This window comes from Bacillus cereus group sp. BfR-BA-01310, from assembly GCF_022664325.1.
GTDB classification, from domain to species: Bacteria; Bacillota; Bacilli; order Bacillales; family Bacillaceae_G; genus Bacillus_A; species Bacillus_A paramycoides.
This window is the reverse complement of sequence record NZ_JAKUHD010000051.1, coordinates 1-10,695: the sequence shown is the minus strand read 5'-3', so window position 1 is coordinate 10,695 and position 10,695 is coordinate 1. Positions and strand designations below refer to the sequence as shown.

The window sequence follows — 10,695 nt, the reverse complement described above, 5'->3', positions numbered from 1 at the left end:
AATCTCTAAAATAACATCTGTTTGAAATGTATTGTTCGTCTCATCAACAGAGTCAATTTCATCCACTTTTTCTTGATCTCCCAGTTCATTCTTTAAAGTTGAAGATTTAAAAATAATCATTTGTTTAGAGGAGATCTCCCACATTTTACCATGGTTAATCCATAAATTTTTCATTATTTCACTCCTAAACAAGGTTTATATAGCCATTACTCCATGTACAAAGCTTCATCCACTAATACTGAAATTTTATATTCTATTTGTAAATACCAACTTTCTAAATTATTCTGGTTTTAATGTATGAAAAGATGTAAGAAATTCAATACCTTTTAAAGATTTTAGAATTTGTTCTTGTAGCATCTTACATACCTTTTTTCTTTTTTATTAGTAATTAACTTTATAATTTACAATATGATACTGGATAATTTATATAAGAAAACATTTTAAAATAGTTTAAACACATTAAAATATAAATTATTATATATATATCGATAATATGATGTTTTTTGTTAACTCTCTATAAATATTTTATACATGATTCCCTATGCTTCGCTATTTTAGATCTCTTTCCTTTGCTTTTTGGCTAGAGTGCTGGCTCGTCGTGTGGGGGCGAAACCCCACGCATTAAACGTATCAATTTTGAATAAAAACTATTTTAGAGCGAACGATCTAAGCGGTTCGGCTCGTATACTTGCTAGTCCAAGTCGAGAACCATTGCTGTGCTTTTTGTCTGTCGGCTTGGCAAAAAAAGCACACGAGCCGAAAAAAGTTTTGCAAGGACATATAAAAAAGAAAAGACGGTAGTCTTTAGGTGAGGATTAACGAACCGCCTTTTTTATTATGAAGGTGGAGATTTTTGAGTGTCTTTCTCAAAAATACTACCTGTTCCTTGCGGAACTTTTAGCCCTATATATAAGAGTGAGAAGAGCAAAGTGAAGAAAGTCAGTAATACCAAGGGTTTATAAGACATGAGGTGTTAAAAAAAATTAACACCTGTGTTAATTTTTTTTAACACCTAAAAAATGTAAAAACACACATAAAAAAAGATGTCAATATAAAAATTGACATCTAAAATAAATAAATTGGTAGTTTATGTTTTTTCTTATTACCTTCGATTTTGATATTACGTAGCGCTTTTGAAAAAATTTGTTGAGTTGCTCTATCAATATCATCTTTAGGTGAATTACATAATATATTGGGGTTAACAAACCAAGTTCTTGCTGAACAAGCCCTTCCATCTTCAGTTATTACACCTGTTTCTGCAACTCCTAAAATCCCTTTTTCAAGCAATTCGTTCATTATTTTTGAAATAGAAGTCCTTGTTTTCCCTAATTTCTTAGCTAAATAACTAGGAGACGCCGTATTCGGTTTTATATCATCATCTTCATTTTTTTCAACAATAACATTTGATTTAAATTCTAGAAATCTTGAAATATCAAATAAAAATGCCTTTTCTGGTTGAGCTAAATAGCCAATTTCACATAAATAATCAATATTCTCTGTAATCATTTGGACAAATCTCACCCGATCTGTAGGTTTTTTCTTTTTACCAATAAAATACTCTTCTCCACCAGACATTTTACTTAATACTTGTAACATCATGACTCTTTCTTCTTCAGAAAGTCCACCACTACCTTCAAGTTTTTCATAAATGCTATTAATCTTACTATCTCTTTCTTTTGCCTTTTTTTCAGCTTGTCCAAAATCAATAATTTTCTTTGTCATATCTAAGTTAATTCCTCCTTAATTGAGGGAATCAACAAAAATACCTATTTTTTGCTATTTGATTATAAATCAAATTATGATAATCTATAATCAGATAAATGAAGTTTAGGTATTTTCGTGGAATACCCTATGAAAAGAGTCATGTTCCCGCATGACTCTTTTTTTCATTCTATCACGTTTTCAATAACCTTAAAGATAAAAACAAAATTTCCTTATCTTTTTACCGCTCCATGTCAAATCCACGATGTCTATTCAATTCTCTCTTATGTTCACGTTCAAATTGATTATCTATTCTCATGCTACCCAATTCATTTTTAATAAGCCCTCTAAACGACTTAAATTGCTCTTTTAAAACTTTTTTTATCTGTTGATACAAAAACTCTTATATTCATCTTCAAATCCTTTATTTGAGCTTTTAATGAGCCTATTTCAGTATTTAATTTTCTATTTTCCTCTCTCAACCCTAGATTTATCTTTTGAGATTCTTTTAAAGAATCATATAAACTATCAACTTGACGATTCAATTCCTTATTTTCTTTTACCAAATCCGTATTCTGCAAACGCTCATAATCTTTTTTTACAGTCACTGCTGCAGTTATCAATTCTTCTACTTTTTCAAGTTGCTTTGGAGAAAAAACATAATTACCTGTTTCTTTCTCAATGATTTCAGGTTTACCAATTAATTTTGGTTTTACCTCCGTCCTGATCTCTTTCTTTTTGGTCTTTAGCGTAATTTTGTTATTGGGTAGTCGCTTGCTTATCTCAGTAATTTGATTCTCTATGCTAGAAACTGCCTCGGCATATTCCTTGTATTGACGAACTTTCATATACTTATGTGAACCCACATTGGCACGTTCAAAATTCGGAATTTGTTCTTTAGCCAAAGATTCAATATAGGCCGTTTCTAATTGTCTCCAATTCGCAATTAACTCCGTCCCTTTTCCTTGTACGCCTTGTTGTTGCAAGGATCTATCCATTCCGACACGCCTCGTTAATCCTCGACTACTTTCGAAATTCGGTACATAGTTAATATGTAAATGCGGATTTGCTTCATCATCATGTAAAACCATGTTATAGACTGTTAGATTTGGATTTCGCCCTTGAAACGCCTCCGCATACTGTTTTAACGCTTCTTTTTTAGCTTCCCTATACTTTGGGTCATCTTTACCCTCTCCAAGCGCTACAACCAATTCTCGTTGCTCATGTATCTTTTCATTTTTATGTATTTTGTCATAATAGTCCTGAATCTTACGGTCATTACGTTTTTGTTTCTCATTATACTTGTCCACGGCTTCTTGAAAGACATCCTTGTATACACTTCGGATGTCCTTTTGAACAAAGTAAATATTCTCGTCTAACCTGGATGGATCGATGCCAGGATTCCCATGAATGTTTTCTCTGTTATTATGGCTTAATGAACTTTGGTGAGATTGATTAAATGAGATAGAGAACAACATAAAGTGCCACCACTTCCCTTAGATTAATTGATACAATAAGTCTAGCAAGGCGACGAAATTGTGTCAATTGACGTAACCCTATACGTATTTTGACGCTTTCGCATCAAAATCAATAGGGGTCTGCGACGCTTGTCGGCTTTGCCGAACCATGCCTAGCATGGAAAAACCAAACCTTGGGCGTTGCCCAAACCCACTGGGGAACTCTTCCCCAGACCCCCTTCATCGATCTCCCCAACCCCTCAATCCTTGAGGGGCTCCCTCGCCGGTTGGCAGGAACAAACGGTGGTTTGTTCAGTGCCAAGAGGGTTTGGGTATAGTCCAGTTGGTCAAGTCAAATACTCCCTTCGCTTCGCTAGGTCCGTTTTGATTGACCAACACACATATCTCAAATAAAAAATAAAAGAAGACCACCCTATGGTGGTCCTCTTATGTAGGGTGGGAAGACATCGGTCTTCCCTTCGGGTTGCCCCGATGGAAATGGCGTTTTGTTTCCAAAACTGTTTTTCCTGATTACATAGTATGCAAGAGTTTCAGTCTGGTTCCTAAATTATTCAATAAAAAACAGACTGTAGAGATTTTCATCTTTTTGTATTAATTACCCCACCCAGGTCTTTTCCCCTTGTTTTTAAGTGTGTATGCAATAGCTGGTATGAAACCAGGGGCTAACCTCTTCTGAAATGAATGTAAACTTTTCGATATTAGTTTACATTCAAACCCCTTTAAATATTGACTTCTCACCAAATCCCCTGATATCCTCAATTTATATAATAAAAGTATACATTCAAAACATTGTAAATAAAGAGGTCGAAAATCCATGAACAAAAAACCACATCTCATTGATGTCCAACCCATCCGTAGCAAAGAACAGATCGAAGATATGAAATGGGCTCTCAAACGTCATTGTTCTGAACGAGACTATATCCTATTTTTGATTGGCATTCATACCGGATTACGTGTTAGCGATCTACTTCAACTTGAAACACAAACCATAATAAAACTAAAACGAAAAAAGAGAAAAGAATTCAAAATCAAAGAAGGAAAAACAAAGAAAGAACGCATGATTAACCTTACTTCTATTTTTGATGAAGTCTATTCGTATGCCCAAACACTAGAAGGTACCTGGTTATTCCCTTCAAGAAAAGGAGATCAGCCCATTAGTAAGATTCAGGCTTATCGACAATTGCAAAAAGCCGGAGATTTTGCCGGTGTAGAGTCCATCGGTACCCATACTATGCGCAAAACCTTCGGTTATTGGTTTTATAAGCAAACAAAAGATGTTGCTATGTTACAAGAAATACTAAATCACAGCACACCACAAATTACGCTTAAATATATTGGAATCAATAAAGAAGAAAAAGATAATATTTTAGACGAATTTCATCTTTAAAGGGGGCCTACCAACAAAACACGGAAAACATAAGCTATGACATTTATCGGAATACAAAACCCTAAATTCCTTACGCTAAGGGATTTAAATACATATTATTAAAATTAAAATGGTCCAAGTCGGAGAAAAGCACCTTAAGGTGTCTTATCTTTATTTTTAAAAAGACCTGCTCATTCTGTTCATAAAAACATAAAATAATGGGAATCGATTAAAACAATAACTTACCTATTGTTCTATCTCCTAATTGAAGGGGGAAAAAATATGAGTTTTGGTGGTTCTTGCGGTGGCTTTGGTGGCGGATTTGCTTTAATAATCGTTCTGTTCATCCTGTTAATCATTATCGGATGTAGTTGTTGGGGCGGCGGTGGCGGATTCGGATACTAAAAAAGTAGGCGCTCATTTGAGTGTCTTTTCTTTTTGTCTCATTTAAAATTTCACATACCATATCTAATTGATAAAACCAAATTCAGAAGTAAGTAATATTCTAACAATACCCCGCCCTAATAAACAATCCTAATAGGGATAAATAGTAGATACATTTTAACATTTTTATACGCTAAGAGATTCTCAAAACTCATTAACACAATTTCAATTAAGATTTTGATTTAAAGATGAATTTTGAGACACTATTTAAGCTATTTTCAACACTTTTTAGATTGAAGTGTCTTTGGCCAAATACCCACATTTTTGAGACTGGGTGAATCTTTTATAGTAGTAAAATCAGTATTTTTTTATATCAAAATTTGCTTAGCCTATATTTTCGTTAAAATGTTGGTGGTACCCCCTAAATAAAAAATCCACACTTAAACTAGACTCATATACTCACACCATCCTCTCTAGACGAGCATAAGATGTACTAACGAACGAAAGGGGGTAATTATTATGGGTTTTGGTTTTGGTGGAGGTTGTGATTTCAATAGATGTCATCATCGAAGAGAAGATCATCGAAGAGAAGAGCGTCGAAAAGAAGAGAATCGAAGAGAAGAGCATAATCCTGAGTTACGACAATTTTTAAGAACATTAACTCCCGGCACTTGCATTGTTATTCAATTTGATTCTCAACGACCTACAAGTGCAACATTTCAAGGTTTCCAAGGAAACGACGTAATTATTCTATCTGACTTTGATTGTTTCCCAGGATTAGCACGTATTGCGATTAGAAAAATTAACGTAGTCTCTATAAATTCACCTGATTGTGATCGTTTCTGTTGCAAACGTCGTAGACATTGCAGAGAATGTGATGAGCATAAACATGAACATAAACATGAATGCGAGCATGATCGTAGAGATGATTTTTAAAAATTAATTAAAAGAAAAACACCTATTAAAAAATAGGTGTTTTTCTTTTCTAAATGTTACCTAACTGAACATAAATAACAAACCATTTCATATAGCGGACATATACTATTGTAAGGTCGGCATCCAAAAGACCCAAATAAATACCCATGCCAAGAAATAAAACTACAAAGTATTTCTTGGCACCTTCTACATAAAATAAAAATGGATTTATTAAGAATGTACAAACCTAATTAAAAATCTATACATATGATACACTATACCTTCCTATTTACTACCTTTCATAAAAAAACAAAATAAGATAAGGGCCCTCTCCCTTATCTTTTAATATTATTTTATTAATATTAAACTACTCTTCGAACACTAATAACATCTAGGCTAGTCACATTAATGTTCGCAGCAGCATCAACCCAAATAAGAAATCCATCCTCTATACGAATAAAGACTCCTGTTCCATCGATCTGATCTCCACCGGAAAAAACATTAATTTTGTCGCCTTCTCGTAAACCATTTAATCTTCTACGCCCTTCAAAATTCCCCACTTTTCTCACCTCCTCAAGCTCTCTTCTTCTTCTTCGGTTTCTATTACATTCATCACATTCACATCTGCGATTTCTATTACATTCATCACATTCACATCTGCGATTAAAAGACATTTAACATACCCCCTTTTCCTAAATCCCCTAAAAAATTACTTGTACTGTATTCTATGAAAATAAAAAATCATTTGATTAGACTTTCTTCCTCTATCAAATATCCAATTAACCAACTTATTAAAATAAAAATTACTAAATTCCACGATTGTACAAGCCATTTATTATCACTTACATAAACTACAAATAAGATGATAATCATCTTACACTACCCCAAAACCCCAAATTACCTTCTCAACAGCTATCTTTAAAAGATAGCAAAAAAAGACAGTTTCTTTACTGTCTTTTTTTTAAGTACGATCAAAAATGTGCAACTTTCACTTTACCGTGTCACTGAACTCCTTGTTGTCTTGCTATAACGTATTCTTTAAATACCTGATTTGTCCAATCCCTCCTATGTTAAACATAGATCCTTATATTGAAATTAATGGATTTTATAAAGATATAATATAATTTACTAAAATAGGGGTAACGTCAGGAAAATGAAAAAACCACCCTAAGGTGGTCTTCTTATGTAGGATGGGAAGACATCGGTCTTCCCTTCGAGTTGCCTCGATGGAAGGGGCGTTTTGTTTCCAAAACTGTTCTTCCTGATTACATAGTATTCAAAAAGAACCGTTTGGTTCCTGTTTATTAAAATTGTGTATCTGACCCTTAATTTGGAGTGTGAATGCTGGCTTTTTATTCCACGTTCCCTTGGATACGCGCCTCTACACCCTCATGGTTATCAAATAACTTTTGCGGCATAAACGCATAGGAGTCAGTGAATTACTTCCAAAATTGATACCATTTCTTTTCATTATTTGCCGCAATCATTTGTTTTACTTCTTGAAGTTCTCGCATAACAGTTATAACGGCTTTATCTCGATCTATAATCTGTTTATTTTCTATAACATTTGAATCCATTAATAATTTTTGCTGCGATTCCAATAAGCTTGTTAACTGAGTTATTTGTTCACTTTGCATTTGTAATTGTCTTTGTTGTATATCAACTGTACTTTTTAATTCTTGTAATAACTCTTTTAAATCATCCGATTCAGGAGTTATAACAGTCATATCTGTATTTTTAGCTTTCAATCCTTCTTCCTCTAAAAGGAGTTTACAAGCATCTTCTAATGTAACTTGCGGCATACTTTTCAACTCTACTAATCTTTGTAACAATTTCAAATCATAATCACCAAAGATAACTCGTTCTCGCTCATCACGTTTAAAAGCATAACAGTTATAACTCTCAATTAACAAATAATACTTCTTAACCGTAGAAGGTGATATTTTCAATCTTTTCGCAACCTGAGATACATTCTCATAAATTATAGGAGTCATAATAGTCATAACCTCCTTTTTTAACATTTAAATTTCGATATAACAGTTATAACTCCTTTATCTTATCATCACAACTGAAACTTTTGATATTTTCCTATTCCTTAATTAATAATCAAATAAATGTTCTTCCCTATGCTTCGCTAATTTTCTTATATCTTTCCTTATTTTTAGTCTCTCGGCTTAGCGACAACAATACATTATCCATTCCTATCCCAACAACAATAGAATATGCCCTACGGGACACTCCGGCTTCGCCGATAACGAACAAGCCATACAAGAACAAAAACCTTGGACTTCGCTCAAATCCACTGAGTAGATTTTTCCTATCCAACTCCTAATGTCATAAAAATAAAGAGTGAGAGGAATTCATCACACCTGAAAATCACCTAAAATTAAAAAAGACCACCCTAGGATCGTCTTTTTATGTAGGGTGGGAAGACATCGGTCTTCCCTTCGGGTTGCCCCGATGGAAGGTTGCCTTTTTGAAAAAAGACAAGGTCTTGAGGTTTTTCATGCGGTAGCATGAATAGGCGATATCAACAAGTGGACGCTAGACAGGGTGAGTGTAAATAAATATTAATTAGAAATTTTTTTATTCTCCAAATAACCAAGAAAGAAAACGTTTACGGGTTATTTTTTCTTTCTCTAGGGTATCTGTTCCTATACTCATATTTTTTTTATTTATTTCAAGTAAAGCGTTCTCTATATAGGATTGTTGCTTTTGTAGCAAGGATTCATAGTGTTTTTGCTGTTCATTTATTTGTTGGAGTAACTCTTGATTCATATCTCTTAGTTTTAGAAGAACTTGTATATCTACCGAATTAAAGGAATTTTCGTTGTTCTGATCCTGTTTTTTAGTAGTAGCATTACTATGAGAGGTTTCATCTATTAATAATACTTTGTTCGCCGCGGCCTCAAATGACATTCCAGTTTTACCAAGCGTTAGGAAATGACGAAATAGGAGAATATCATTATCTCGAAACCTACACTGATTTTGCTCAGTTTTTGTAAAAGTGTAGCCTCGTTGTTCAAGTTCTTGGCACATCATGTTTAATGTAATATTATCAATTTTAAGAAGCTTAATTACTTCTTTATCCAAGTGAAAACTATTGTTGTCCACTATTCTTCTCTCCTGTTCTAATAGAGCTTCTTTTCAACGAGTAACCTAAGAAAGACTAATACAAAAACTAGGGAGATTAGCAAAATTTAGCTATCTCCCTAGTTTTTACCATTATTATTAACTACATGGTGGGCATGGTCCGTTCGGAGGACATGTCGGTAATGGACTTTGTACAGCTCGAACTACTTTCTTCAACACTTTAAAAGCCGCTTTGACTATCACCAGTTTTGTGATAACTACAACACCACCCACAACTGAAGTTCCATTGACAACACAAGTAGTTGAACCTTCTGTATCAATCACTTGTTCGAAGATACAATCAGTTGGAAGAACTCCACAAGCTTCTTCTTCTTCTTGGATCGTCAGTGCTATAAGGGTACAACCCATGGTGCCAGCTGGAATAGTCACCATGAATGATGTAGTTACTCCAGCAATAGTCACCGAAAGCGTGACCGTAAGAGCGCCAGTAGTTCTAGCAGTAACAGAAGCAGTAACATCTCCACAATTAATAATCTTGTCCCGAAGTAAATGACCTTCTAGTCGCGGAGTCGAGGAAACGCATGCATCGAATGCCACGTTGTCTGAATTGGATAAAGCAGTTGCAACTTGTAAAATCAAACCAGGCAATAAGGCTGCGGGTATTATAAGAACTGGAGTAAGAGCAGCAGCAGCAGCAGTAATTAGAGCACCAATTTCGGTACTAAGAGCTGTTGCAGTGAGATTCGCTTCAGGAATGCTCGCTTCTCCAATTTTCTGAGCACAACTTTCAAAAACTAAACAGTTAGTGAATTGTAATTGGGCCCTATTAATAGTGGGACACGTTAAATCACCGATAATTTGTGTCAAGAGAAAACACAACCTTTCTTTAATAAAAGCTTTTATTGTAAAGTTTCAAATTAAAACTTGTCTTTACAATTTTATTTTTATGAAAAAAGTTGTCCAATTGATTGTTATAAATTACTATTTTTTTAAAAATGTATATATAACTAGAAAAACTAGAGGAACTAGGCATGCGTTAGTTACATAAGAATCAAAAAATGACCCTTGGAAGGTCATTTTTTTGATTGCCGATAAGCGTATTTATGTAAACTTGTTCCTTTCCCCCTTGTTTTAGGGAAGAGGTTAGCTAGTCGTGTGGGGGATAAACCCCACGAAATAGCGTAACTAAAATTAGATTAAAGAAATATTTATGAACGGTAGCTCTGTCGGCTTGGCGAAAGTCCTACCCCTGCCGAATTTCGGAATGCAAGGAGAAAAGCCCTTATATAGAGAGTGAGAAGAAAGAGACTTTAAAAAGTGTAAAAAAACTAGATATATCAAGGGGTTTAAAGTTTTTCGTCTATGGTTAAATTACCACGAACAAAATAAAAAAAATCGTAGAGGACTCTATCAAAATATTTGCTACCAATAATGTTACGTTATGTTAACCGAATATAAATAGAGTATTCATTAAATTTTAGTACTTTATATACAACTTGTGCAATAAATTAGTAATATGTGGTTGAATTTTAGTTATTTAAAAATATAACTTAAGGAGGAAATCAAATGGCTAATTTAGTTGGTGACTCTAATAATTCAAATGTTCCTGCCGTAAACGGTACAAACACTGCTGGTGGACGAGGTGTGGCTGGATTCAGCGACACTGGACAAGCTGTCTACGGTGAAAGTAAGGAGCAAGCTGGTGTCGTCGGTACCAGCCAAAATTTTATAGGAGTATGGGGAGAAAGCCAGAGCCAG

The 10,695-nt window shown here is 34.2% G+C and carries 10 protein-coding genes and 1 pseudogene; 4 read left to right on the top strand and 7 right to left on the bottom strand.

Going from position 1 to position 10,695, the window contains the following annotated elements; genetic code table 11:
- Window positions 1–1,065 precede the first annotated feature (1,065 nt).
- Entirely contained in the window at window positions 1,066–1,722 is a 657-nt protein-coding gene (locus MR109_RS28985; protein WP_242274774.1) for a MarR family transcriptional regulator, read from the bottom strand.
- Between the two features lie 220 nt (window positions 1,723–1,942).
- A pseudogene (locus MR109_RS28980) lies at window positions 1,943–3,179 on the bottom strand (plasmid recombination protein).
- Window positions 3,180–3,993: 814 nt separating this feature from the next.
- On the opposite strand from MR109_RS28980, the gene MR109_RS28975 reads away from it, so the two are divergent.
- From MR109_RS28975 to MR109_RS28965, 3 genes are all read left to right on the top strand, one after another.
- Window positions 3,994–4,566, top strand: a complete 573-nt coding sequence (locus MR109_RS28975; protein WP_242274773.1) for a tyrosine-type recombinase/integrase — start codon at window positions 3,994–3,996, stop codon at window positions 4,564–4,566.
- A gap of 261 nt (window positions 4,567–4,827) precedes the next feature.
- A complete protein-coding gene (locus tag MR109_RS28970; protein WP_002174933.1) occupies window positions 4,828–4,950 on the top strand; it encodes a YjcZ family sporulation protein in 123 nt (40 codons plus the stop codon).
- 498 nt (window positions 4,951–5,448) lie between these two features.
- Complete coding sequence (locus tag MR109_RS28965; protein ID WP_242274772.1) at window positions 5,449–5,865, top strand: hypothetical protein; 417 nt, start codon at window positions 5,449–5,451, stop codon at window positions 5,863–5,865.
- Window positions 5,866–6,206: 341 nt separating this feature from the next.
- Here the strand turns inward: MR109_RS28965 and MR109_RS28960 are convergent, their stop codons facing one another.
- The 5 genes from MR109_RS28960 to MR109_RS28945 form a co-directional block, all read right to left on the bottom strand.
- On the bottom strand, window positions 6,207–6,518 hold the full coding sequence (locus tag MR109_RS28960) for a hypothetical protein (protein ID WP_242274771.1): 312 nt from the start codon (window positions 6,516–6,518) through the stop codon (window positions 6,207–6,209).
- 67 nt (window positions 6,519–6,585) lie between these two features.
- Window positions 6,586–6,717 carry a hypothetical protein gene (locus tag MR109_RS30165; protein ID WP_277931130.1) on the bottom strand — a complete coding sequence of 44 codons (132 nt, stop codon included), beginning with the start codon at window positions 6,715–6,717 and terminating at the stop codon, window positions 6,586–6,588.
- Between the two features lie 566 nt (window positions 6,718–7,283).
- Window positions 7,284–7,838, bottom strand: coding sequence for a DUF3967 domain-containing protein (locus MR109_RS28955; RefSeq protein WP_242274770.1), 555 nt, complete (start codon window positions 7,836–7,838; stop codon window positions 7,284–7,286).
- A 592-nt stretch (window positions 7,839–8,430) separates the two neighbouring features.
- A complete protein-coding gene (locus tag MR109_RS28950; protein ID WP_242274769.1) occupies window positions 8,431–8,958 on the bottom strand; it encodes a hypothetical protein in 528 nt (175 codons plus the stop codon).
- A gap of 117 nt (window positions 8,959–9,075) precedes the next feature.
- Window positions 9,076–9,804, bottom strand: a complete 729-nt coding sequence (locus tag MR109_RS28945; protein ID WP_242274768.1) for a hypothetical protein — start codon at window positions 9,802–9,804, stop codon at window positions 9,076–9,078.
- Between the two features lie 699 nt (window positions 9,805–10,503).
- Between MR109_RS28945 and MR109_RS28940 the strand changes: the two genes are divergently transcribed.
- A partial coding sequence (locus MR109_RS28940; protein WP_242274767.1) for a hypothetical protein occupies window positions 10,504–10,695 on the top strand: 192 nt, incomplete at its 3' end.